This is a genomic window from Mariprofundus sp. KV (assembly GCF_013387475.1).
Taxonomy (GTDB): Bacteria; Pseudomonadota; Zetaproteobacteria; order Mariprofundales; family Mariprofundaceae; genus Mariprofundus.
On sequence record NZ_VWNB01000009.1, the window covers coordinates 110,620 to 134,475 of the forward strand.

The following is a 23,856-nucleotide window of genomic DNA, read 5'->3' on the forward strand; positions in this document are numbered from 1 at the left end:
CTATTCCTGTTGTTCGAGGTCGATGTGCAGGGTCAGGCCAAAGGCCTCTTTGAAATAGTCTGCGGTCTGAAGGGCTGCCCAGCGTTCCAGCAGCATGTCACCGCTGCCTTCGATATGCAGGGCGGCGGCCTCCGGTGTTACACTTAAACTCAGGCGGCTGATGCGGTTGCGGCGCTCCTTGTTCAGGGCGATGGCCAGGCGCAGCAGGGCGCTGAGTTGCCACACCTTCAGTTGTGCGCTTTTGCTTAGTTCGGCGAACTCTTTATGCGAATCAGAGGGGCTGCCTTTGCGCTGATAACGGACAAGCTGAGCGAGCAGGCTTTTTTCGTTGTCGTTCAGACCAAGCAGCGGTGCTACCGAGATCAGATAGGCGGCATGGCGGTGGTGACCACCTACGCGCACATACATGCCGATCTCATGCACCATGGCCGCGACCTCAAGCAGCAGTCGATCGCGATGATTCAGGGCATGCAGTTCACGACTCTGGTCGAACAGCACCAGTGCCAGACCGGCAACCTCTTTACCATACCTGCGATCGACATGGTATTTGCTTTTCAGGCTGCGTGCCCAGGCGATCAGATTGCGGCGCTGTGAGTGGAAGGTGAGCTCTTCACTGTCCATCATATCAAGCACGATACCATCCATCAGGCTGGCATCGGGCATCACCATCTCTTTTGCCTTTGAAAGCTTCATAATCTCATGGAATACCATTGCGGCAGGCAGAATCACGTCAGCCCGATCAGGCCTTAGTCCCAGATCGCGAATGCGCTCCTCAAAGCTGAGTCCGGAGAGTTTTTTAATCAGTTTTTTCAACTGCTTGCGGCTGATGGCGGTGGCTGATGCCGTACCTAGGATCTGAAAGGCCAGATCACCAATGGCGGCGGCATTGCCGCCGGTTGCCACGCAGAGATCTGCCTTGTGGCGTCCGATCTGCTCACGCAGTTTCTTACGTGTACCGTCAAGGTACTCCGATAGCAGGGTGTTGAAGTCACCCTCCTGACCGAGCATCTCCAGCAGACGAACCGTGCCGATCTTAAAGCTCTGGGCAGCGATTACTTCCCCATCATCACATATGGTGACCTCTACGCTGCCGCCACCCATATCGATCAGAACAGTGAACTTATCATCCAGATCTACACGGCGGCTGATCGAGTAGTGCACCAGTCTCGCCTCCTCTTCACCACTGATCAGCTGCAGGTCGATACCTGTCTCATCAAGAATACGTCTGGCCAGCTCCCTGCCATTTCGGGAGTCACGCATGGCACTGGTGGCTGTGGCGCGGTACCTATCAATCTGATGCTGATCGAGAATGCGGCGGAATTGCCGGAATGCCTCCAGCGCATCTTCCATGGTTTGCGGGCTGAAAGTGCCGCTGGTAAAGGCATCATGGCCAAGGCGAACCGGTTCCCGGTAGCGCTGAACCAGTGTTGGTGTGCCGCTGGCATCATGTATGGCGATGCCTAGGCGCATGGCATTGGAGCCGACATCAATAGCAGCAACCAGAGCGCTGTGGTCGGGAAGGGCATCATCGGCAATAAGGCTGGTTAGTTCCATCTGCTTATGCTGCCGTGGCGATTTGTAAATCGCTATCTAATTTCAACACACTCTTAAATTAGTCTCTGTTTATTCCGGAATTGCAGTGTAGGATATTTCGTCTTCTGCGCATTGGGGACGATACTATACTCAGGGAGTATGCATGATGGATGCACTGGCAAATAGTGAAGATCAGAAGGTAGAAGCGTCACGGCAGCGCTCAGACGGGCAACCAAGGGCTTACGATGCCCTGATCGAGAAGCATGGCTTTGACGATAGCAAGGTTGAGAAAATACTCACCGCCTATCTGCAGGAGCAGGAGCTCAAACCCTATCAGGCTGAGTTGATTAACCTTCAGCAGTATCTTGAACAGACCAAACAGCGCATGATTATCCTCTTTGAGGGCAGGGATGCGGCAGGTAAGGGCGGGACCATTCGCAGTGTGACTCGTTATATGAATGAGAAGCACTATCGCGTCATTGCACTGGGCAAACCGACCGAAGAGCAGCGCACGCAGTGGTTTTTCCAGAAGTATGTCTCGCAGTTCCCCCGCGGTGGTGAGATCGCCATGTTTGATCGCAGCTGGTACAACCGTGCGATGGTGGAGCCGGTGTTCGGCTTCTGCACGGAAGAGGAGTATAACAACTTCATGAAGGGTGTGGTCGGTTTTGAGAAGGATCTTGTACGTCAGGGTACTATTCTGGTGAAGATCTACTTCAGCGTTACCAAAGAGATGCAGCAGAAACGCTTTGAGCGGCGTAAGGATGATCCGCTGCGGCAGTGGAAGCTCTCTGAGGTCGATGTGCAGGCGCAGGAGCGCTGGGACGATTTCGACAAGGTGAAGTACGAAATGCTCAAACATACCCATACTGCAGCGGCTCCGTGGACGCTTATCCGCTCTGCCAATAAGCATCTGGCTCGCCTCAACGCCATTAAAGTGATCCTGAATGCTGTTGACTATGAAGCCAGTAATCCCGATCTTGATTATGCACCGGATGACACGATTGTGATTTCCGGAGCAAGAGAGATCGAGCTGATGCAGAAAGAGAAGTTGCGCAGGAAAGGGAAATTAAAATAAGAGTATGAAGGTCTGTATCCGCTAAGCAGGGCAGGGGCTTTATCACCCCTGCCTGTTTATGGCGGAGAGGATTCGGCAGCAGTTGTGAAAACTGCCCTGCTGTAATTTGATCCTTCAAGATTTGATCAGGGTGTGTATAATGCTACCCCTCTTGCGGAACCGCTTCTGTATGAGTAAATCAATCTCTGGAGAATACAATGACGACCGTGGTTAACACTGATTTCACCCCTAACACAGATGAAGCCGAGAGCTCAGGCGGGCAGGCTAAATGTTATGACCGGTTGGTTGAGAAGCATGGGCTGACAGATGAGAAGGTGAAGAAGGTTCTCACCAAATATCTGCAGGAGCAGGAGCTTAAACCTTTTCAGGCGGAACTGATCAATCTGCAGAAGCATCTGGAGCAGACCAATCAGCGCATGATTATTCTCTTTGAGGGCAGGGATGCAGCAGGTAAAGGCGGCACTATCCGCCGTGTTACCCGTTACATGAATGAGAAGCACTATCGTATTATTGCACTGGGTAAGCCGACCGAAGAGCAGCGTACACAGTGGTTTTTCCAGAAGTATGTATCCCAGTTTCCGCATGGTGGTGAGATCGCCATGTTTGATCGCAGCTGGTACAACCGCGCCATGGTGGAGCCTGTGTTCGGCTTCTGTACGGATGCCGAGTATAAGAACTTCATGAAAGGTGTTGGCGGTTTCGAGAAGGATCTGGTGCGTCAGGGCACCATTCTGGTGAAGATCTACTTCAGTGTGACCAAGGACGTGCAGCAGAAACGTTTTGATCGCCGTAAAGATGATCCACTGCGTCAGTGGAAACTCTCTGAAGTCGATGTGCAGGCGCAGGAGCGCTGGGACGATTTCGATAAGGTGAAGTATGAGATGCTGCGCCGCACCCATACCGCATCTGCACCGTGGACTGTGATCCGCTCTACCGATAAACATCTTGCTCGTCTGAATGCCATCAGGGTGATTCTTAACGCTGTCGATTATGACAAAGTGAACATGGAGCTTGATTATGTGCCGGACGATAATGTGGTGATTTCTGGGGCACGAGAGATTGAGTTGATGCAACGCGATCGCCTGCGCAACAAGGGTAGAAAAAAAGTAGCGGATGATCTGTCAGAAGAGGATCAGTCAGCATAGTGATGAAAGGGCGGTTTTCCGCCCTTTTTTCTGCGTATCATCTGTATGAAACAGCCACAATCGAGTTTATTCACATTTTAATGGGGCTGCTTTTGTGTATAATTCCCTGTCCGTTTGGTGATGCTGCCTGCCAGAGGGGAATTCAAATGTAAAAGGAGTAGAAAGAGATGAATCTGTTGGCAAACCCTGAGGTTACCCTGGATGAGGGCCCGGAGGTCATGCCGCAAGAAAACCCGCCCTGCTATGAGCAACTCATAGAGGAGCACGGACTAAGCGACAGTAAAGTAGAGAGCATCATCAGCAAATATCTGCAGGAGAGAGAACTCAAGCCCTATCAGGCTGAGCTGATAAAACTGCAACAGCATCTGGATAAGACAAAACAGCGCATGATTATCCTTTTTGAAGGACGTGACGCTGCAGCCAAGGGCGGTACCATTCGCCGTGTTACCCGCTACATGAATGAGAAACATTACCGTATTATCGCCATGGGCAAGCCGACCGAAGAGCAGCGCAGTCAGTGGTTCTTCCAGAAGTATGTATCCCAGTTTCCACATGGTGGCGAAGTCGTGCTGTTTGATCGCAGCTGGTACAACCGGGCCATGGTTGAGCCTGTTTTCGGATTCTGCTCAGATGAAGAGTATAAAAACTTCATGAAGGGTGTGATTGGCTTTGAGAAGGATCTCATTCGTCAGGGAACTATTCTGGTTAAACTCTATTTCAGCGTCACCAAAGATGCCCAGAAGGCCCGTTTTGAACGGCGCACCACAGATCCGCTGCGGCAGTGGAAACTCTCCGAGGTGGATATGCAGGCACAGGAGCGCTGGGATGATTTTACCAGGACAAAGTATGAGATGCTCAAACGCACACATACCGCAGCAGCACCATGGACGGTGATTCGTTCGATGGATAAACAGAAATGCAGACTTAATGCCATCAAAACCATCCTCAATGCGGTGGATTATGAGGGTTATAACGAAGCACTGGATTTTGTGACGGATGAGAAGGTGGTGATCTCCGGAGCCAGAGAGATTGAGCTGATGAATAAGCAGCGCCTGAGAAGTGGAAAATTTATTGGCTGATTGTTGATAAGGTTTAACCCTTCCCTGATTTGCGGAGGGGGTATCATTTTCAGCCGGGCTCAATGGAATGGCTGAATCTCTGTTTGTTATATTAATCAAAGGATATTGAATACGTGAAAGGCACCCTTCAAAAAGTAATGTTACCAACCATCCTGGTGATTCTGGCTTACGGCTTCTGGATCAGTCCGGATTTTAAGGAGATTGCTGCAGGCGTAGCGATCTTTCTCTTTGGCATGCTGGCGCTGGAGGAGGGCTTTAAAGCTTTTACCGGTGGAACCCTCGAGAAGATTCTGAAAAAAACCACGAACAAACTATGGAAGAGTATCTCTTTCGGTGTGGTTTCAACCAGTATCATGCAGTCCAGTTCACTGGTTTCGGTGATTACCATATCATTTCTGGGCGCAGGGTTGATTGGTCTCTCTGAGGGTATCGGCATCATTTTTGGTGCTAACCTCGGCACGACAACCGGAGCCTGGCTGGTGGCAGGCTTTGGTCTGAAGGTGAAAATCTCAGCTTATGCGATGCCGATGCTGGTGTTTGGCGTGATCATGATATTCCAGAAGTCTCGCCACCTTAAAGGCATCGGTTATATTCTTACCGGTCTCGGTTTCCTCTTCCTCGGCATCCACCATATGAAGGAGGGGTTTGAGACCTTCAAGTCGGCGATTGATCTGGCTGAATATGCGGTAGCCGGATACCCCGGACTCTTCCTGTTTACCCTGATCGGTATCTTTGCCACAGTGGTGATGCAGTCGAGTCATGCCACACTGGTTCTGATTATCACTGCGCTGGCTGCTCAGCAGATCTCGTACGAAAATGCTCTGGCACTGGCCATTGGTGCTAATGTGGGTACGACGATTACAGCCATACTTGGGGCTTTAAGCTCCAATGAACTGGGTAAACGACTGGCCGGCGCACACCTGATCTTCAATGTGGTTACCGGCCTGATTGCGATTGCCTTTATTCATCAACTGCTGGTGGCAGTGGACCTGATCAGTGCCTACGTCGGTATTGCTGAAGCTGACTACACATTAAAGCTGGCAGTATTCCACACCCTGTTTAATCTGATAGGTATTGTCGTGATGATACCTTTCACCAATCATCTCGTAGGTTTTCTGGAGAGGGTGATCAAGTCGGAGCCGGATAAATATGCGCAGCCGAAATACCTGAATGAATCAGCGCTTGAATTCGCTGATGCCGCACTCGAAGCGATGCGTATGGAGACAGCTCGGGTCTATACGATGGCAACCGATGTAATAGCTAAGGGGTTATCTCTCGATAAGCAAAAGATTCTCTCTGATGCGAAACTTAAAACAGTGATTGCTCAGCATGCACGTGCGATTGATTATGATATCGATGATGTCTATGAACATGAGATCAAACGCCTGTGCAGTGCGATTCTCGATTTTACCAACAAATTATCCTCGGCTGATCCAGTCATTGCCAGACAGATTAGTCGAATCCGTATGGCCAATCAGTCGATCCTCATTGCCCTCAAGGATGTAAAGCATCTTCAGAAAAATATGAAGCGTTATATCGCTTCGGATAATCCGGAGATCAGTGCTGAGTATAACCGGCTGCGTCAGCGTATCGCCAAGGTGATACGCCGGCTGGAGAAGATTCGTGCCAGTGGTGAGACGAGTGTAACCTCTATTCTTTCGCTGGATGCGCTGAAGCTGACACTGGAGAAAAATATGGGCCTGCTGCATGAGCGTATGAATGAATTGATTCGTGGTGGCAAAGTCTCAGCTGAAATGGCGATATCGTTGATGAATGACAGTAATTATACCTATAGTATTATCCATAATCTGATTCAGATTAACCATAACTATCTGAAATCCGAAGAGGGGACAGAGACAGAGGCCGAACATATGATCGCTTTGAACCGGGAAGAGATCGGCACTGTGCTGGCAGATAATCGGGAAACTGCAGAGTAAAATTGAACGGGGATTAGCATGAAATTTGACAATGCACTGAAAAAGAAGCTGTTGAAGAGGCTTAAATCGTACATGAATGCTGAGGCCGAGCAGCTGCAGCAGGAAGACGATGGGCTCTCCAAAGTGCTTAAAAAGCTTAAAAAGAAAGAGAAACATCTTAAAGAGTTGATTGCGGCTGAGCGTGATGATGATGAACGCGAGATGCTGGAGCAGGAGTTGAAGGTGATTCGTTCACAACGCAAAAAGGGCATCACACTGCTCTCCTCTCTGCGTAAGAAGGGTAACAAATAAACAGTTTGCGCTGCCACTAAACCTCTGCTTCAAACACTGTGCCTGAATTCCGGGTGCAGTTTTTTTATGAATAACAATTAAGGGTATATATAACATGAGAAATACACTGCGAAAGGTGATTCTGCCTTCGATAATGCTGATTCTGGCTTATGGCTTCTGGGTTAGCCCTGACTTTAAAGAGATCTCTGCAGGCGTGGCGATTTTTCTATTTGGCATGCTGGCTCTTGAAGAGGGGTTCAGGGCATTCACCGGTGGTGTGCTTGAGAAGATACTTAAGAAAAGTACCGACAGAATGTGGAAAAGTCTCACCTTCGGGTTTACTGCAGCCACCGTGATGCAGTCAAGTTCTCTGGTCTCCGTTATCACCATCTCATTTTTAAGCGTGGGGCTGATTGGTCTGGTTGAGGGGCTGGGTATTGTCTTTGGTGCCAATGTCGGCACAACAACGGGTGCATGGCTGATTGCAGGCTTTGGCCTGAAGGTGAAGATCTCATCTTATGCCATGCCGATGCTGGTCTTTGGTGTGATGCTGATTTTCCAGAAATCGAAATCGATGAAGGGTGTCGGTTATATTCTGGTCGGTCTTGGTTTTCTCTTCCTCGGTATTCATCATATGAAAGAGGGCTTTGAGGCGTTCCAGAACAGTCTTGACCTGACCGCTTATGCGATGGAGGGGATAGCAGGCATCCTGGTCTTTACGCTGATCGGTATCATTGCCACGATCATCATGCAATCGAGCCACGCCACGCTGGTGCTGATTATCACCGCACTCTCAGTGCAGCAGATCACCTATGATAATGCACTGGCACTGGCGATCGGTGCCAATGTGGGTACAACCATTACAGCGGTACTCGGTGCGCTCTCATCCAATGTTGTCGGCAAGCGACTGGCTTTGGCAGATGTGCTGTTTAAGGTGTGTGCGGGTATTGTGTTTATTGTCTTTATGGGGCCGGTAATGGGGCTTGTTGATGGTATCTCATCTGTGATTGGCCTGGCCGATGATGACTACACCATGAAGCTGGCGGTTTTCCATACCATCTTCAATGTTGCCGGTGTGATTATTATGGTGCCACTGATCAATCCGCTGATTGGACTGGTGACCCGCCTGTTCAAGTCTGAACCGGATATTCACGCTCAACCGATGTATCTCAATGAAGCATCACTTGAGTTCGGCGATACTGCCCTTGAAGCTCTGCGCAAGGAGACCGCGCGCATCTATGAAAAAGCGATCGGTGTGATTGCCAAAGGGTTGTCTCTGGATAAGGAAGATATTCTCTCCGATGCCAAACTAAAGCAGGTGATCAGGGTGCATGGTAAAGCGGTCGAATATGATATTGATGAAGTTTACGAACATGAGATCAAGAGCCTCTGCAGTGCAATTCTTGATTATACCAACAGGCTCTCTGCCGATGAGGCCACATCACGGCAGGTGAGCCGGATTCGTCTGGCCAATCAGTCGATCCTGATCACACTTAAAGATGTGAAACATCTGCAGAAGAATATGTTGCTCTATATCGATTCGGAAAATCCACATATCAGTGCTGAATACAATCGTCTGCGTCAGCGCATTGCCAAGGTGATACGGAGACTGGAAAATATTCGCAGCCAGGAGGTTTCCTCCACATCGATTCTCTCTCTTGATGCCCTGAAGCTGACGCTGGAGAAAAATATGGGGCTGCTGCATGGACGTCTGGATGAGTTGATTCGCGAGGGCCACATCTCAGCGGATATGGCGATCTCCCTGATGAATGACAGCAACTACACCTATAGCATCATTAACAGCCTGATTCAGATTAACCACAACTACCTGAAGTCTGAAGAGGGAACCGAGACAGAGGCTGAACATAGGATTGCCCTGAACAGAGAGGAGATCAATTCTGTCCTCAGTGATGAGCGGGAGGTAGCTGAGCGGCGCTGATACCACACTAACCACACACCTCTTAGACCATGGTCATACAGATGTCACAATTGAGTTGTAGCATCTATGGTCTACAGTGATGGGCACACTTATGCGGTAAGATGATCGCTGAGGGGGGTGGGGATGACGCTGAAGAAGCTACTAACACGACTTAACTTTTTTGATACTCATGCCTTACAGCAGAGGGAGTCAGAAGAGGGACTCAGCAAGGTGATCGAAAAGCTTCAGGAGAAAGAGAGGCAGCTCAGGGTAACGATAAGCCTGGAGAGAGATGAAGAGGAGCGCGAACTGTTGCAACAGGAGCTGAGTATTGTTGTTTCACAGACCCGAAAAGGTACTGAACTGCTTGCCAGGATTCGAGAAGAGGGAGACTCCTGAGTCAATCAGAGAGAAAAACGGAGTGAAGTAAAAAGCGCGCGGATATCCGGGCGCTTTTTTGTTTCCGGGGCAAGCGATGGTCTGCTCTCCAACGGTTGTCACATTTGTCATGTTTATGACTCATATGTCACACAGATGTCACAATCGGCCTGTATCATCAATCCGTTTTAACGCATAAGGCCGCAAGGCCAACAATCGGGAGTGAATATGGTTAGAAGAAGTCCAATTTCAAATATGTTTGCCGGTTCGCCGGTCAAGCCGCTGCAGGAGCATATCGGCAAGGTTCATGAGGCTGTGAAGAAACTCGAACCATTTTTCAAGGCTGTGATCGATAAAGATTACGACCAGGTGGCCGTTCTGGAGCGGGAGATTCACAGGATTGAGGTTGATGCGGATACTTTGAAGCATGAACTGCGTATTAACCTGCCCAACTCCCTGTTTATGCCGATGCCGCGTGAGCGCATTCTGGATATTGTGACCCATCAGGATCATCTCGCCAACAGGGTCAAGGAAGTAACCAGTGTGGTTAATAGCCGCAAAATGCAGATTCCGGATGAGATCGCAGAGCTGCTTACACAATTTGTACTGGTCAATATCGCAGCTTCCCGGCAGGCGAAAAGGATCGTCAATGAACTTGATGAGCTGGTGGAGGTCGGTTTTCGTGGCCGCGAGGTCACCAGTGTTGAGGAGATGATCGATGAGCTGCATAACATCGAATATGAGGCTGATAAACTCGGTCATCAGATCAATAATGCACTGTTTGTGATTGAGAAGAGTATGGATCCGATTGATGCGATATTTCTGTACCGCATGATTCGGGAGCTCGGTGCTGTGGCCGATGCTGCACAGCGCGTTGGCGCTCGTCTCGAACTGTTACTGGCACGATAAGGGGAGAAAATCGTGGAAATTCTTGTTGCAAATTCAACTATATTAATTGGCATGGCCGTTGTTTTCGGCCTCTTCATGGCCTGGGGCATCGGTGCGAATGATGTTGCCAACGCTATGGGAACATCGGTCGGCTCAGGTGCGCTGACCTTTAAGCAGGCGGTGATTATTGCTGCCATATTCGAGTGTGCCGGTGCTGTTCTTGCCGGTGGTGAAGTAACCAAAACCATCCGAAAGGGCATTGTTGATGTCTCATCACTGGGTAGTACGCCCGAGCTTCTGGTTTACGGCATGCTGGCATCCCTGCTCGCTGCAGGCATCTGGCTGCTGGTTGCTACCCGTATGGGCTGGCCTGTTTCCACCACGCACTCCATTGTCGGTGCTATCGTCGGTTTCGGCGCTGTCGGTATCGGCATGGAAGCTGTGCAGTGGGGCAAGGTAGGTACTATTGCCATGAGCTGGGTTACCTCGCCGCTGATGGCCGGTGTGATTGCCTTTGCTCTTTTCAGAAGTATCCAGAAATTGATTATCGATACTGAAGAGCCGCTTGAAAGAGCCAAGAAATATGTACCTTATTACATCTTCATGGTTGGTTTTATCATGGCGATGGTGACCCTGCTTAAGGGGCTGAAACATGTCGGTGTGAATCTGCCGTTTGACCAGAATATGATGTATGCCGCGCTTATCGGTGTGGTCTTTGCGGTTATCGGAACGCTCATGATCAAGCGACTGAAGTTCTCCAAGAAAGAGGATAAGAAGTTCCATTATACCAATATGGAGAAGATCTTCGGCGTATTGATGATCTTTACAGCCATTGCCATGGCCTTTGCCCACGGCTCCAACGATGTGGCCAATGCCATTGGTCCGGTTGCAGCCGTTGTCGGCATTGTCAGCAGTGCCGGTGAAATTGCATCCAAGTCGGCTACACCTGTATGGATTCTGCTGCTTGGCGGTGGCGGTATTGTCTTTGGTTTGGCGACCTATGGTCATAAGGTGATTGCAACCGTTGGTTCCGGTATCAGTGAGCTGACACCAAGTCGCGGTTTTGCTGCAACACTTGCTGCAGCCACGACCGTTGTTGTGGCTTCCGGCACAGGTCTGCCGATCTCTACCACGCATACGCTGGTAGGTGCGGTGATCGGTGTTGGTCTGGCGCGAGGTATCGGTGCTTTGAATATGGGGGTGATCCAGACAATCTTCCTGTCATGGATCATCACGCTTCCGGCAGGTGCGATTCTGTCGATCCTGTTCTTCTTCTTCTTCAAAGGCGCATTCAGCTAAGCAGAAGAGGATTGAGAGTGATGAAAAAAAAGCAGGGGCTTTATGCCCCTGCTTTTTTATTGAGTAAAACAAGCGGTTGACCGGAAGGGCTTATTGCTGACGGTTTCCGGTAACCATTGCTGCAGCTTCAGAGTGATCGATATGGCGGACATCGCGCCCCTTAATCATATAGATCACCATCTCGGCAATATTGACGGCATGATCACCAATGCGTTGCAGGTTTCTGGCGATGTTGGTGGAGATCAGACCGGCTGTGATCTGGCGTGCATCCTCCATCATGTAGGTGAGGTACTCACGCTGCATCGATTTGAACTTGCCGTTCACCTTATCGTGGTTTTCGAGGCAGACGATGGCTGCATCCAGATCAGCCTTGGCAAAGGCATTGAGTGCTAATGCTGTCTGGCTGAAGACCTGATCGGAAAGAGACTCCAGTGAGGAGACATGAATCAGCGGGTGCTCCTGAGTCTCCAGCATAAGCTCGGCAATGCCTTCGGCCAGATCACCCATGCGTTCAAGATCAGTCACCACCTTGATCGTCGTCATGACAAAACGCAGATCACTGGCCGCAGGCTGACGCAGCGCCAGGATGGTTCGGGTCATCTCATCGATCTCTATCTCCATTGCATTGATCGCCTGATCACGTTCAATCACCTTGTAGGCACGTTTGGTGTCATGCTTGAACAGAGAGTTCATGGAGCGCTTGGTGGCTTTCTCCACCAGGCCGCCCATGGCGAGCACCTTCTCTTTCAACTCGTTGAGTTCATCTTCAAATCGTTTAATCGTATGCTGGTTCATCGTGAGCTCCTTAACCGAAACGTCCGGTAATATAATCTTCAGTCTTCTGGTTCGCAGGTGCTGTGAAAATAGTGTGCGTATCGTTGAACTCCATCAGATCACCCAGATAGAAGTAGGCGGTGTAATCGGAGACGCGGGCTGCCTGCTGCATGTTGTGGGTGACGATAACGATGGTGTACTCCTCTTTCAGCTCATCCATCAGCTCCTCAATCTTGGCTGTGGCGATAGGGTCGAGAGCCGAGCATGGTTCATCCATCAGAATCACTTCAGGTTTCACTGCAATCGTGCGTGCAATGCAGAGGCGCTGCTGCTGGCCACCGGAGAGGGCAGTGCCCGGCTGCTGCAGTTTATCCTTCACCTCATCCCAGATGCTGGCGCGTCTGAGGGCAGATTCGACCAGTTCATCCATCTCGGGACCATCTTTGACCATGCCGTGAATGCGCGGGGCATAGGCAACATTTTCATAGATACTCTTGGGGAACGGATTGGGCTTCTGGAAGACCATGCCGACGTAGCTGCGCAGCTGTACAACATCAACAGAGGGGGCATAGATATCCTGGCCATTGAGCAGGACTTCTCCCTCGACACGGCAGCCCGGAATGCGGTCATTCATGCGGTTGAGGGTGCGCAGGAAGGTGGACTTGCCACAACCTGAGGGGCCGATAAATGCGGTCACCTTGCCTTTCTGGATATCCAGATTGATGCCGTGCAGCGCTTCATAGTCGCCATACCAGAGCTTCAGATCCCGGACGGTAATAGTATTTTCTACGTTTCTCTTATTCATGATCTCATTACCACGTGTTTTCAGAACGATTTCTAAACTTAACAGCGACTGCATTGAGGGTCAGCAGTACAGCCAGCAGCACCATAATGCCTGCAGCGGTTCTCTCTTCAAAGGCGCGCAGCGATTCCGATGACCATGTATAGATCTGGGCCGGCAGCACTGTTGTTGCTTCAAAGATGGAGCCCGGCGCTTCGGGGATATAGGCCATCATACCGACAATCAGCAGCGGTGCGGTTTCACCCATCGCCTGCGCCAGACCGATGATTGAACCGGTAAGGATACCCGGCATAGCCAGCGGCAGCACATGGTGCCAGACCACCTGCAGGCTCGATGCACCTAGCCCGTAGGCCGCTTCACGGATGGAGTCCGGAACAGCGCGCAGTGCTGCGCGGGTGGCAATGATAATCACCGGCAGTGTCATCAGGGCCAGTGTCAAACCACCCACCAGTGCCGATGAGCGTGGCACCCCCATAAAGTTGATAAAGATCGCCAGCCCCAGCAGACCGTAGAGGATGGAGGGAATCGCAGCCAGATTATTGATATTCACCTCAATCAGCTGGGTGAGTTTGTTGTCCGGGGCGAACTCCTCCAGGTAGATGGCGGTCATTACGCCAACTGGAACGGCAAAGAGCATGGTCAGCAGCAGTACCAGAATAGAGCCGATGGCTGAGGCGAGAATACCGGCATTCTCCGGTAGTTTTGAGTCACCCTTGCTGAAGAAGCCGCTGTTGAAGACAAGGCGCACGGTGCCCTCTTCCTGCATCTTATTGATCATCGTCTGGTATTTAGATTTCAGACGGTGCCCTTCGTTGCCTTTGAGATACTGATCCACGCGGTTCTCTCCCAGAACCCACTCCTCACGATCTGTCCCCATCAGTTCGGGGTTATCGCGCATCTGATTGGGTACCAGGCGCAGCCAGGTTTTACTGACCAGTGTCTTGTATTGCCTGTCGACGGCGTTGTTATAATTTTTCATCGTCGCTTCACTGTAGTGGACGGTGACCTTGATCTCCGCCTGCTGGAAGGCTGGTAAACCCTTGCCGATAATGTCTACGAAGAAGAAGAGAAGGAATGCCAGTGCAAAGGTGATGGCAGCCAGTCCATAAAGTTTGAATCGTTTGTCTGCCCGATCACGTTTACGTTTGCGGGCATCGGCCTGAAAATTATGTTGTGACATCTTATTCATACCTCTGCTTGAACTTGCGCACGACTACCGTGGATACAATGTTCAGTATCAGTGTGATAATCAGCAGTACAAAACCCAGCGCAAAAGCCGACTGGGTAAAGGCGGAATCAAACTCCTGATCACCGGTCAGGGCTTCGACAATTTTCACGGTTACCGTGGTGATGCCCTCCAGCGGGTTGGCCGTGAGGTTGGGGCGAAGGCCTGCAGCCATCACCACAATCATCGTTTCACCGATAGCCCGGGAGGTGGCCAGCAGGAAGGCGGCGACAATGCCGGGCAGGGCGGCAGGCAGTACGATATGGCGAATGGTTTCGGCTTTGGTGGTTCCCAGCGCCAGTGAACCGTCGCGCAGCCCTTGGGGCACGGCAGTGATCACATCATCCGAGAGTGAGGAGACAAACGGGATAATCATCACACCCATAATCAGGCCGGGTGCCAGTGCATTGGTATAATCGGCTTCCAGGCCTAAGGCATGGGCAGCCTTTACGATCAGCGGACTGATGGTAATGGCTGCGAAGAAGCCGTACACCACGGTAGGAATGCCGGCGAGAATCTCCAGCATCGGTTTGAGTCTGCCGCGCGCAGCGTGAGATGCGTACTCCGACATATAGATCGCCGAGAACAGCCCGACAGGAACCGCCACCAGCAGGGCGATGGCAGTAATCATGAAGGTGCCGGCAAAGATCGGCACCGCACCAAAGGCTGGAGCTGCTATGCCGGTGGTATCACGGCCTGCACCAATCAAAAATGCAGTATCAGGTTCCCACTTGGTGCCGGTAATGAAATCCCAGAATGAGATGACCTGAAAAAATCTGACCGACTCAAATACCACCGATAGCACAATGCCGATTGTGGTAAGAACCGAGATGCTGGCAGCGATGATGAGCAGGATGGTGGTAACCTTCTCCACCTTTTCACGTGCTCTGAAATCCACATTGATATGACGCACTCCATACCAGAGACCTGCACCACCAAGGGCGAACATAGCTCCCAGAAGCATCGGAGCAGGGATGGAGAAGAGCCCGAACATGTGCGCGAAACTGAAAAGAGTGCCGCTGATCATGGCAGGCAGTGCCAGCCAGATGACGGCATACCAGCCATAGTAACCGGGTAAGGAGTGCAGACGAGCCCCATCCTTTTCACTACCCAACGCTCTGCTGCGTGCGACCATGAATGCGGTGATGCCCAGAGGAATCAGGCCGCCAAAAAGCCAGAAAAACAGGTCTGAATAGATCATCGCGGGCCTGCTGTATAGTTATCTAGAATGAACAAACTTTTCTCCATATTTTATGCGTTTGTAAATAGAAAAACTGGCCGGAGTGATCCGGCCAGTTTCCTGCTGTAGTATAATCTATTACTTCGCTTTCAGATCTTCAGGTTTCAGGTTGGTCAGGTTTGCAGCCTGAGCGCGGTATTTCGCACGCATCTCTTCCGGCAGGGCGATCAGACCAATCTCGGTGCAAGCACCACCATCACCGATCATCTGCTCGGAGGTGAAGAGGTTGATGTACTCTTTCATACCAGGCACTTTGTCGATATGTGACTTCTTGATGTAGAAGTAGAGTGAACGTGCAAGCTTGTATGAGCCGTCCTGAACGGCTGCCGGGGATGGCGCAATGCCAGCGATGGTTGCAGCAGAAATACGGTCGGAGTTCTCAGTCAGGTAGCTGTAGCCGAAGATGCCGAGTGCCTCAGGATCTTTGGTCAGCTTCTGTACGATCAGGTTATCATTCTCTCCGGATGGAACGTAAACGCCGTCCTGACGCACTTCATGATACTTCTTGTACTTCTTGTTGGCCTTCTGATCCGCTTTATAGAGGTTGGTATAAACATCCATCTTCTTGGCTACAGCTTTCATGGTCAGATCTTCAAATGCATCGCGGGTACCGGATGAAGTTGGCGGGCCATAAAAAGTGATTTTACGGTGTGGCAGGCTGGCATCAATCTCATCCCAGAAGTGGTAAGGGTTGGCGATCAGGGCAGTGCCCTCTTTGTTAGGTACCTCTGCAGCTACAGCCAGCAGGATCTGCTTGCGGGTCAGATTCATCGGTGCCGTATCCTTGCTCTGGGCCAGTGCAATGCCGTCATAACCAACAACGACTTCAGTAATGTACTTCACGCCATTTTCCTGGCACTGCTTGTACTCTTTATCTTTCATGCGACGTGATGCGTTGGTGATGTCAGGTGTGTCCATGCCGTTGCCAGCGCAGAAGAGCTTCATACCGCCGCCTGAACCGGTGGATTCAACAACCGGAGTTTTGAATTTAGTGGTAGCACCCAGCTCTTCAGCAACATAGCTGGAGAAAGGGTAAACAGTAGATGAGCCGACGATGTGAATCTGATCGCCGCCAGCCTGTGCTGCTGTGGCGCCAAGCAGCAGCGCTGCGGTTGCCATGATAATTTTTTTCATTTGAGAAGTTGCTCCTATGCTTGATAGAGGTCATTGATGTGCCGGGGCTATGCCCCATGCGTTTTTTTTTAACTGGGCGAACCCTGTTGCCTGATTGTGTCAGCGGTGTGTCATATCGTGAGGCATGGAGGCGTGACACATATCTGTCATATATGTCATGGCGGTGTCACAAATCTACAGGACAGTAGATTTCATGGCGCACATCCGTGTGCGCCACCCATTCAGGGCGCTTAGGCGTGCAATTGTACTATCCTGTACAATTGTCATGTCGTGCCTCCTGCACTCCACCCATTCAGGGCGCTTAGGCGTGCAATTGTACTATCCTGTACAATTGTCATGTCGTGCTTCCTGCACTCCACCCATTCAGGGCGCTTAAGCGTGTCATTGTGCTCTCCTGCACAATGATGGACGAGCTTCAGCTCGCCCGAAGGGTGAGCCACATGGATGGCCCGAATCACAAATCTACAGGACAGTAGATTTGGACGACTGAATAGTCGGGGCGAAGCCCTGAGGGCCAGGATGGCCCGAATCACAAATGCACATAAACGATTGTTGTGATCCATTTTTCTTACAAAAAAAGGCCGGGATTACTCCCGGCCTTTTATGTTAAGCGTTTAGATATGGCAGATTTACAGTTTAACCTGAGTGTAGATGCCTACGCGGTTGTCTTTATCCGTTGTGGTTGCAACACCACCGCGACCAGTCAGCTTGCTTGAGTCAACAACAGCGGAGATGGTGACGTTCTTAACCGGGCTGTATTCAACACCGGCAACATAACGGGTGACCTTCTCTTGGGTTACGTTGGCAATGCCACCGCTGTACTTCTTGTTTTTCAGAGACTCGAAACGACCGAATGCACCGAAGCCGCCACCAAGCTTGGTCCAGCCCCAGAGAGCCATACCGCGTGATTTCACTTCATCACCGGTCAGCGCAGTCACAAACGCAGCGCTTGCATTACCACCATGGCTGGAAGAGCCGGTTGCAGAGCCTGCTTTGTCGCTGTTCTGCAGGTAGTTGGCACCAACACGGAAGTCAGATGTGCCGTATGAGGCCATCAGCTGCATCAGTGTGGAACGTACGCCAGCAGTTGTAACGTTAGCGATGCTGGTTTTGGTGGCTTTGTAGCCGTTCATGTACTGGAAATCGAGATCCAGACCTTTGAGCGGGTGCAGGCCGATGCGGCTGTTGTAATCGATGCCGTTCAGACCGGCACCGGGATTACCTGTGCCATAACCTGTGCCGTTGGTGGCGGTGACGAAGTAGTCAATCATGCCGTCAAGCACTTTACCTTTCAGGCCGAAACCGAGATCGGCAGAGGTGTCGAATTTGTACTGATCAGACATTACCTTGGCAACATAGCGGTGTTTCCAGAGCCCCTGCTCATAGTCGATCCACGGGGTGTGAGACTGACCGATACGCAGTACGGCAGCTTTACCAGCCAGTTTGCCCTCTACATAGGCGTACTTCAGATAGATGTTCTGCTGTTTACCAAGTCCGCCCTCATGGCCTACATCTGTGGTGAAACGCATCATCCAGTCGTCGTTCATCTGGTACTTGGCGGTGAAGTAGGCACGGTCTACATGCATGCCTGTGGTTTTGGTCTTTGAACTGACACCGGCAGTGATACGGTCATCGGTCTGCTGAAATGTGTTGAGGTAAAACAGTGCTTCGAGTTTCAGTTTGCTTTCACCGTCGTCGTAAACATTCACACCGCCAGCGATAGCCGGGGTTGCGAAAGCTACCATTGCAGCTGCTGCAACTGTTTTGATTGATGCTTTCAAGTTGATCTCCTGTTGATCTGTAAGTCCCTGAATTTGGGTTGCGGCGAACGTTAGGAGGTCAGTAAGTCATCAGTATGTCATTGCTGTGACACTATTGTGACACAGGCGGATGTCGTTATTGAAGTAAAAAAAGGGCCCGCATTTTCATGCGAGCCCTTTTTGCAGTTAAGCGTGATTCTGCAGGTTATTACAGTGCAACCTGAGTAAAGATGCCATAGCGGGTATCTTTACGGCTGTTGGCTGTTACACCACCACGGTTTTTCAGTTTGGTCGCATCAACTACAGCAGCAAAGGTCACACCCTTGGTGACTGTGTACTCGAGGCCACCCATGTAACGGGTCAGCTTCTCTTTGGTTGCTATCGTGTTGAGTTTGGTGTTCATGTTCTCATAACGGGCGAAAGCACCGAAGCCACCGCCGAACTTGGCCCATGTCCAGAGTGCATAGGCGTTGTTTTTGACGACATCACCAGCTACTGCTGTAACAAATGCGCTGCTGACGTTGCCGCCATGAGCAATAGATGCTGTGGCATCTTTAGCTTTATCTTTGTTGGCTACATAGTTACCACCGATACGGAAGTCGTCGGTACCGTATGAGACCATCGCCTGCATCAGTGCTGATTTAACACCTAAAGATCCTGCCGGGGTGCGGGTTTTGCTGCCACGGTAACCATCGCGGAACTGGAAATCGAGGGTCAGTCCTTCAACAGGATAGAGGCCGATGCGGGCATTGAGATCGATTGAACCACTGCGGGCCGCGTTGGCATAACCGGTACCGTTGGTTTCAGTGACGAAGTATTTAACCATGCCATCTGCCAGAGAACCTTTCAGGCCGACTCCGAGATCAAAAGAGTCATCGAATTTGTATTTGTCGGTGAGAACCTGAGATGCATAGCGGTGTTTCCACAGTCCCTGCTCATAATCGATCCACGGGGTGTGCGACTGACCGACGCGCAGCACAAGTGCATCACCAGCCAACTTGCCTTCAACATAAGCGGCTTTGAGGAATACGTTCTGTTTCTTGCCTGCCAGAGACGGGTCGTTACCGGCATCGAGGGTGATGCGCATCATCCAGTCGTCGTTCATGAAATATTTGGCGGTGAAGTAGGCGCGGTCAACGGCCAGACCGGTAGTATTGGTGACAGCGTTGCCAGCAGCCGTGATGGTCTCTGCTTTCTGATTGTATGTGTTCAGAAACAGCAGTGCTTCAATTTTAAGTTTGCTGTCGCCCTCTTCGGCTACAGTGACACCGCCGGCAAAGGCAGGTGTCGCAACTGTCATGATGGCAGCTGTTGCGATGGATTTCATTGTCGTTTTCAATTGATTGTCTCCCATGCATGAAGATGCATTTTTTCTCCCTCTCGGAGTTGCACGGCATCCTATTCTGCAATTGTGACAATTCAATGACATTTAAGACATTGGCGTGACATCTACCGGTGTCATGCCGATGTCACAATCTCAATTCATATTGGCCGCACTTAAACGATAAGAGAGAAGAGGAGTGTGAATGAGCACACAGCCGTTAAACCATGCCTTTGAGGCATCCATACTATCAAACTCGCAGTATCGCAGGTTCTGTGAACTACCCGCCTGCAGGCAGCTCTCCGATGAAGGGAGTATGCAACTTTTTTCATCTCTGGAATCACGCGTCATCAGCGCAGGAAGTGTGATTTATCAGGCAGACAGCATATCAGAGAGGACCATCTATCTAATTACGGATGGTTGTGCTTCTGTCTCCAGACCAGGCCACAATATCTATGCGCAGTTGCATGCGGGAGATCACTTTGGTCTCTACTCCTTTCTGGATGACGAGCGGCAACATGCTGCGACGATTAAAGCGGTAACCGATCTGGAGCTGTTAACGATGAACCGTGCATATTTTGATCTTATTACCCTGGAAGAGCCGCAGCTGGGTAATCAGATACTGCGATTTATGTTTCATCTGCTCTCCAGCAAGACACTTGAAGTGAGGTGTGAATATGCATCGATGCATGAATTTGAGACAGCGGGTGATTACTGATGCTTGAGCTTGACGACGACTCCTTTCAGTATCACGAGATAATGAGTGACAAAGAGAAATATAAGAGCGGCGCAGATATCCTGATTGTTGAGGATGATGAGTCGATTGCACGGCTGATTAATCTGCATCTGCAGGCGGCCGGTTACTCTACCTACTGCTGTGGTGATGGTGATAGCGCACTGGAGTGTATCCGTGACGGCAGTTGGCGTCTGGTTGTGCTGGATCGTATGTTGCCCGGCGTCAGTGGTATGAAGGTGTTGCGTAAGATTCGCAAATCATCAACCCACGCCAATGTGCCGGTGCTGATGGTTACAGCATTGAGTCAGGCCAGTGAGCGTGTGCACGGCCTCAATGAGGGGGCGGACGACTATCTTGCCAAACCGTTTGAGCCGGCTGAACTGGTGGCGCGGGCCAAGGCGCTGCTCAGGCGCAATCGCTTTGTTGAGAAGGGAGTTGCGGTTACAAATCCTATCCAGCTTGATCTGGAAGCACCGGTTGTCTTTGAAGGCGATCAACGTGTCGAACTTCGCCCGCTGGAGTACAAGCTGCTGAAAATCCTCATGGAAAAACCGGGTAAAACCCGCAGTCGCGAATACCTTCTTGATCATGTCTGGGGCAGGGATGTCTTTGTTGAGGCGCGTACGGTTGATGTGACAGTCAAACGTCTGCGTAAAGCATTGAAACAGATCGGTCGCAAAAAATGTGTTGAGACTGTACGCAGCATGGGTTATCGCTTTATTCCACCAACTGAATGACTGCCGGACTGATATTACTGATTATCGGCATCGTGTCGATCTGGGTTGTCTCTGCTCAACGCATGCGCAAGGAGCTGGAGGAGACCCGCAGTGAACTGAAATTGTTGCGTGAAACATCCGGTGGTCTGCAAGAGACACTGGAGGTCCGCGGCAGACGTCTGGATGTGCTGCTCTCATCTGTAAGTGAAGCGGTGATGCGGGTAGATAGCCTTGGCCGGGTTATCTCTGCCAATCAGAGGGCTGCTGAGCTGTTCAAGATGGAGAGAGGGCCGGAACTTCCGCAGTCGATGCTGGTTTTTATCCGTGATCCCGACTGGTATCGCGCCTTCTCAACAGCGCTGAAAATGCAGACCAACGATCTGCATTTGCCGGATATTGCAGTGGCAGATCGTGTGCTGGCCCCCAGACTCGCATTTCTTGGCAGAGATCAGGCACTGCTGCTCTGTATGGATGTGACAGAAAGAGACAAGCAGGAGCGGCAGCAGCGACAGTTTCTCTCCAATCTGAAACATGATCTTAAAACCCCGCTGACCTCACTGCTCGGTTATGCGCGCAGTCTTGAGAGTTTCGGCCATGACCCCGAATTCAGAATGGAGGCCTCCAAGGTGATTGCTGATGAGGCGAAACATGTGAACCAGCTGCTCGACTCTCTGCTGACACTGGATCAGATCGAATTTGCCCAGCGTCATGACATTATCGCCTCTGATCCGCTGGCTGTTTTTTACAAGGTGAAAGATGTGCTGGTTCCCCGTCTTCTGGCCAAAGAGCTCTCCATTGAACTGACACAATCCGGTGAGATGGAGGATCTGCTGATTGCTGAACACGATGTTGAGCGGGTGCTGCTCAATGTGCTTGAGAATGCACAGCGTTACTCTCCTGATGGCGGGGTGATTCGGGTGGATATGAGAATGGCCGGAGCGATGGCAGAGATTGTTGTTGAGGATCAGGGGCCAGGTATTCCCGAGAAGGATCTGGCGAAGGTAACGGAACGTTTCTACCGCGTTGATCAGGCGCGCAGGCGCAGGAAAGATGGTGGTCACGGCCTTGGTCTGGCGATCGTTAAAGAGATGCTTGAGGTGCATGATGGTAGTCTTGAGCTGGCCAATCTCACCCCCAACGGTCTCTCCTTGAAGATCACTTTGCCGACTGAAGTTGGTGATACTTATGAATAGTCAGGCTCTGTTGACAACCATGTTGCGGCCACCCTCTTTTGCCCGGTACATCGCTTTATCCACCTTCAGCAGCATCTGATCGATCTCCTCCTGCATGGAGGTGTACACGCCGATACTGACTGTGAAGAGCACCGTTTTATCTCCAGCTACCACACAGTGGCATGACTCCATACTTTTGCGGATACGCTCTGCTACCTCTACGGCAGGGCCGTTTTCGGTATTGGGCATCACCACGAGAAACTCCTCTCCACCATAACGTATTAGCATGTCGTAACTACGGGTCTCCTGCAGCATATGCTCAACCATCTGCTGCAGAACCCGATCACCGATGGCGTGACCATAGCTGTCGTTGATCTCTTTGAAGTGGTCGATATCAACCATCAAAATACTGGTTGGTGAATTGTCGCGATTGGCCCGATCCATGATTCTAGGCATCTCCAGGATGAAATGCTGTCGGTTATTCGCCCCGGTCAATGGATCGGTACGGCGTGAAAGATCGAGCTCTTCGGCCTTTTCACGCAGCGCAAGCTGTTGTCGGAGAATCCGTTTTTTTGTCGTTGCCAGAGAGTGGCCGAGCATGCCGATCTCATCATTGCGCCCCTCTTCAGGCAGCAGCTCTTCATCTTCACTCTCCAGTCCTTTGGAGAAGGCGATGATCCTGTTCACAGGTGTGGAGATAAGCCTGCGTATGGTCACGGTAAGGGAGAGGGCGAGAACAAGGTAGATGCCGATGGCATAAGCGATAATCACGACCCGTTTCCGCTCAGCCTCGGCCAGCTCCTCCTGCATCGGAATCTCGATGCTGATGCCGCCGCGCACATCCCCCACCTTATGGCCCTGAAAGCCGTGGCAGGTCAGGCAGCTCTCTTCACTCTCAAGCGCTCTCATATAACGGAAGTAGGGGGTGTCGCCATTGATAAGTGATTTGAACACGCTGCTGTTACCTGCTTCAAAGGCGCGCAGAGCGCGCTTCTCAAAATCATCCGGGGCATTCTTAGGGTTGATCGGATTAAGACTGGAGAGATGAAAGATCGTTTTATGCTCCTTTTTTGACTGCTCGGCTATCTCCTTAGCCATCAGTTCGGGATTTTTCAGAATAAGTTTCCGGTCACTGCTGTCAGTAATCTCCGGTTCGACAGGCCGTTTTTTGTTGCTGGTGGGGCGCACCTTGTAGAGGTAGGGATTGGCCTCCATGCCCGGTTGTTTATAGACATAAACACCGCCATAAGCGGAGTTCCAGTGGCGTAGGGCCTGAACCTGATCGAAGATGATTTCCGCCTGTTTTACCAGCATCTCTTCAACTTGCTGCTTTTCATATGCAATGATCTGCCAGGTGACGACGCCCCCGCAAAGCCCGAGTACGGTCAGAATTACCAGATTGATTTTGGTGATGATCGAGAGTGAGTGCATCATACTATGAGTTTAGCACA

21 protein-coding genes are annotated in these 23,856 nt (G+C 50.9%); 12 read left to right on the forward strand and 9 right to left on the reverse strand.

Annotated elements, in window-relative coordinates; all coding sequences use genetic code 11:
• The gene (locus tag F3F93_RS08885) at positions 1-1,554 is read right to left on the reverse strand and encodes a Ppx/GppA phosphatase family protein (RefSeq protein ID WP_176958818.1); all 1,554 of its coding nucleotides are present in this window, start codon (positions 1,552-1,554) and stop codon (positions 1-3) included.
• Positions 1,555-1,696: 142 nt separating this feature from the next.
• Between F3F93_RS08885 and ppk2 (F3F93_RS08890) the strand changes: the two genes are divergently transcribed.
• The 9 genes from ppk2 (F3F93_RS08890) (at position 1,697) to F3F93_RS08930 (ending at position 11,525) form a co-directional block, all read left to right on the forward strand.
• Positions 1,697-2,611 (forward strand): polyphosphate kinase 2, encoded by a 915-nt coding sequence (ppk2, locus tag F3F93_RS08890; RefSeq protein ID WP_241697068.1) that lies wholly within the window; start codon positions 1,697-1,699, stop codon positions 2,609-2,611.
• A gap of 197 nt (positions 2,612-2,808) precedes the next feature.
• Entirely contained in the window at positions 2,809-3,756 is a 948-nt protein-coding gene (gene ppk2 / locus F3F93_RS08895; RefSeq protein WP_176958819.1) for a polyphosphate kinase 2, read from the forward strand.
• Between the two features lie 167 nt (positions 3,757-3,923).
• Positions 3,924-4,835 carry a polyphosphate kinase 2 gene (gene ppk2, locus F3F93_RS08900; RefSeq protein ID WP_176958820.1) on the forward strand — a complete coding sequence of 304 codons (912 nt, stop codon included), beginning with the start codon at positions 3,924-3,926 and terminating at the stop codon, positions 4,833-4,835.
• A gap of 137 nt (positions 4,836-4,972) precedes the next feature.
• Complete coding sequence (locus tag F3F93_RS08905; RefSeq protein WP_176958821.1) at positions 4,973-6,772, forward strand: Na/Pi cotransporter family protein; 1,800 nt, start codon at positions 4,973-4,975, stop codon at positions 6,770-6,772.
• Between the two features lie 18 nt (positions 6,773-6,790).
• Positions 6,791-7,063, forward strand: coding sequence for a hypothetical protein (locus F3F93_RS08910; RefSeq protein ID WP_176958822.1), 273 nt, complete (start codon positions 6,791-6,793; stop codon positions 7,061-7,063).
• Positions 7,064-7,157: 94 nt separating this feature from the next.
• On the forward strand, positions 7,158-8,981 hold the full coding sequence (locus F3F93_RS08915) for a Na/Pi symporter (RefSeq protein WP_176958823.1): 1,824 nt from the start codon (positions 7,158-7,160) through the stop codon (positions 8,979-8,981).
• 123 nt (positions 8,982-9,104) lie between these two features.
• Positions 9,105-9,359, forward strand: coding sequence for a hypothetical protein (locus F3F93_RS08920; protein WP_176958824.1), 255 nt, complete (start codon positions 9,105-9,107; stop codon positions 9,357-9,359).
• 207 nt (positions 9,360-9,566) lie between these two features.
• The gene (locus tag F3F93_RS08925) at positions 9,567-10,247 is read left to right on the forward strand and encodes a TIGR00153 family protein (RefSeq protein WP_176958825.1); all 681 of its coding nucleotides are present in this window, start codon (positions 9,567-9,569) and stop codon (positions 10,245-10,247) included.
• Between the two features lie 51 nt (positions 10,248-10,298).
• On the forward strand, positions 10,299-11,525 hold the full coding sequence (locus tag F3F93_RS08930; RefSeq protein WP_176958826.1) for an inorganic phosphate transporter: 1,227 nt from the start codon (positions 10,299-10,301) through the stop codon (positions 11,523-11,525).
• A gap of 90 nt (positions 11,526-11,615) precedes the next feature.
• Here the strand turns inward: F3F93_RS08930 and phoU are convergent, their stop codons facing one another.
• The 7 genes from phoU to F3F93_RS08965 all read right to left on the reverse strand — a co-directional run bounded on the left by phoU (position 11,616) and on the right by F3F93_RS08965 (position 19,799).
• Positions 11,616-12,320 carry a phosphate signaling complex protein PhoU gene (gene phoU / locus F3F93_RS08935; protein ID WP_176958827.1) on the reverse strand — a complete coding sequence of 235 codons (705 nt, stop codon included), beginning with the start codon at positions 12,318-12,320 and terminating at the stop codon, positions 11,616-11,618.
• 10 nt (positions 12,321-12,330) lie between these two features.
• Positions 12,331-13,104: a phosphate ABC transporter ATP-binding protein PstB gene (gene pstB / locus F3F93_RS08940; protein WP_206675409.1), complete on the reverse strand. Its 774-nt coding sequence runs from the start codon at positions 13,102-13,104 to the stop codon at positions 12,331-12,333.
• Positions 13,105-13,111: 7 nt separating this feature from the next.
• Positions 13,112-14,281: a phosphate ABC transporter permease PstA gene (pstA, locus tag F3F93_RS08945; RefSeq protein ID WP_176958829.1), complete on the reverse strand. Its 1,170-nt coding sequence runs from the start codon at positions 14,279-14,281 to the stop codon at positions 13,112-13,114.
• A gap of 1 nt (position 14,282) precedes the next feature.
• Positions 14,283-15,527, reverse strand: a complete 1,245-nt coding sequence (pstC, locus tag F3F93_RS08950; protein WP_176958830.1) for a phosphate ABC transporter permease subunit PstC — start codon at positions 15,525-15,527, stop codon at positions 14,283-14,285.
• Positions 15,528-15,644: 117 nt separating this feature from the next.
• On the reverse strand, positions 15,645-16,700 hold the full coding sequence (locus tag F3F93_RS08955) for a substrate-binding domain-containing protein (protein WP_176958831.1): 1,056 nt from the start codon (positions 16,698-16,700) through the stop codon (positions 15,645-15,647).
• Between the two features lie 629 nt (positions 16,701-17,329).
• Positions 17,330-18,481 carry a hypothetical protein gene (locus tag F3F93_RS08960; protein WP_206675410.1) on the reverse strand — a complete coding sequence of 384 codons (1,152 nt, stop codon included), beginning with the start codon at positions 18,479-18,481 and terminating at the stop codon, positions 17,330-17,332.
• 187 nt (positions 18,482-18,668) lie between these two features.
• Positions 18,669-19,799: a hypothetical protein gene (locus F3F93_RS08965; protein WP_206675411.1), complete on the reverse strand. Its 1,131-nt coding sequence runs from the start codon at positions 19,797-19,799 to the stop codon at positions 18,669-18,671.
• A 187-nt stretch (positions 19,800-19,986) separates the two neighbouring features.
• On the opposite strand from F3F93_RS08965, the gene F3F93_RS08970 reads away from it, so the two are divergent.
• The 3 genes from F3F93_RS08970 to F3F93_RS08980 are packed head-to-tail and all read left to right on the forward strand — an operon-like array spanning position 19,987 to position 22,426.
• Complete coding sequence (locus tag F3F93_RS08970; protein ID WP_176958832.1) at positions 19,987-20,499, forward strand: cyclic nucleotide-binding domain-containing protein; 513 nt, start codon at positions 19,987-19,989, stop codon at positions 20,497-20,499.
• A complete protein-coding gene (locus F3F93_RS08975) occupies positions 20,499-21,254 on the forward strand; it encodes a response regulator (RefSeq protein ID WP_176958833.1) in 756 nt (251 codons plus the stop codon). The genes F3F93_RS08970 and F3F93_RS08975 overlap by 1 nt, the downstream gene beginning before the upstream one ends.
• A complete protein-coding gene (locus F3F93_RS08980) occupies positions 21,251-22,426 on the forward strand; it encodes an ATP-binding protein (protein WP_176958834.1) in 1,176 nt (391 codons plus the stop codon). The genes F3F93_RS08975 and F3F93_RS08980 overlap by 4 nt, the downstream gene beginning before the upstream one ends.
• Here F3F93_RS08980 and F3F93_RS08985 read toward each other — a convergent pair whose 3' ends face one another.
• Positions 22,427-23,839, reverse strand: a complete 1,413-nt coding sequence (locus F3F93_RS08985; protein WP_176958835.1) for a diguanylate cyclase — start codon at positions 23,837-23,839, stop codon at positions 22,427-22,429.
• Positions 23,840-23,856 lie beyond the last annotated feature (17 nt).

Bases quoted from the DNA above. Each gene is read 5' to 3' on its own strand.
- F3F93_RS08885 (WP_176958818.1), bottom strand. From the start codon at position 1,554: ATGGAACTAACCAGCCTTATTGCCGATGATGCCCTTCCCGACCACAGC.
- ppk2 (WP_241697068.1), top strand. From the start codon at position 1,697: ATGATGGATGCACTGGCAAATAGTGAAGATCAGAAGGTAGAAGCGTCA.
- ppk2 (WP_176958819.1), top strand. From the start codon at position 2,809: ATGACGACCGTGGTTAACACTGATTTCACCCCTAACACAGATGAAGCC.
- ppk2 (WP_176958820.1), top strand. From the start codon at position 3,924: ATGAATCTGTTGGCAAACCCTGAGGTTACCCTGGATGAGGGCCCGGAG.
- F3F93_RS08905 (WP_176958821.1), top strand. From the start codon at position 4,973: ATGTTACCAACCATCCTGGTGATTCTGGCTTACGGCTTCTGGATCAGT.
- F3F93_RS08910 (WP_176958822.1), top strand. From the start codon at position 6,791: ATGAAATTTGACAATGCACTGAAAAAGAAGCTGTTGAAGAGGCTTAAA.
- F3F93_RS08915 (WP_176958823.1), top strand. From the start codon at position 7,158: ATGAGAAATACACTGCGAAAGGTGATTCTGCCTTCGATAATGCTGATT.
- F3F93_RS08920 (WP_176958824.1), top strand. From the start codon at position 9,105: ATGACGCTGAAGAAGCTACTAACACGACTTAACTTTTTTGATACTCAT.
- F3F93_RS08925 (WP_176958825.1), top strand. From the start codon at position 9,567: ATGGTTAGAAGAAGTCCAATTTCAAATATGTTTGCCGGTTCGCCGGTC.
- F3F93_RS08930 (WP_176958826.1), top strand. From the start codon at position 10,299: ATGGCCGTTGTTTTCGGCCTCTTCATGGCCTGGGGCATCGGTGCGAAT.
- phoU (WP_176958827.1), bottom strand. From the start codon at position 12,320: ATGAACCAGCATACGATTAAACGATTTGAAGATGAACTCAACGAGTTG.
- pstB (WP_206675409.1), bottom strand. From the start codon at position 13,104: ATGAATAAGAGAAACGTAGAAAATACTATTACCGTCCGGGATCTGAAG.
- pstA (WP_176958829.1), bottom strand. From the start codon at position 14,281: ATGTCACAACATAATTTTCAGGCCGATGCCCGCAAACGTAAACGTGAT.
- pstC (WP_176958830.1), bottom strand. From the start codon at position 15,527: ATGATCTATTCAGACCTGTTTTTCTGGCTTTTTGGCGGCCTGATTCCT.
- F3F93_RS08955 (WP_176958831.1), bottom strand. From the start codon at position 16,700: ATGAAAAAAATTATCATGGCAACCGCAGCGCTGCTGCTTGGCGCCACA.
- F3F93_RS08970 (WP_176958832.1), top strand. From the start codon at position 19,987: ATGAGCACACAGCCGTTAAACCATGCCTTTGAGGCATCCATACTATCA.
- F3F93_RS08975 (WP_176958833.1), top strand. From the start codon at position 20,499: ATGCTTGAGCTTGACGACGACTCCTTTCAGTATCACGAGATAATGAGT.
- F3F93_RS08980 (WP_176958834.1), top strand. From the start codon at position 21,251: ATGACTGCCGGACTGATATTACTGATTATCGGCATCGTGTCGATCTGG.
- F3F93_RS08985 (WP_176958835.1), bottom strand. From the start codon at position 23,839: ATGATGCACTCACTCTCGATCATCACCAAAATCAATCTGGTAATTCTG.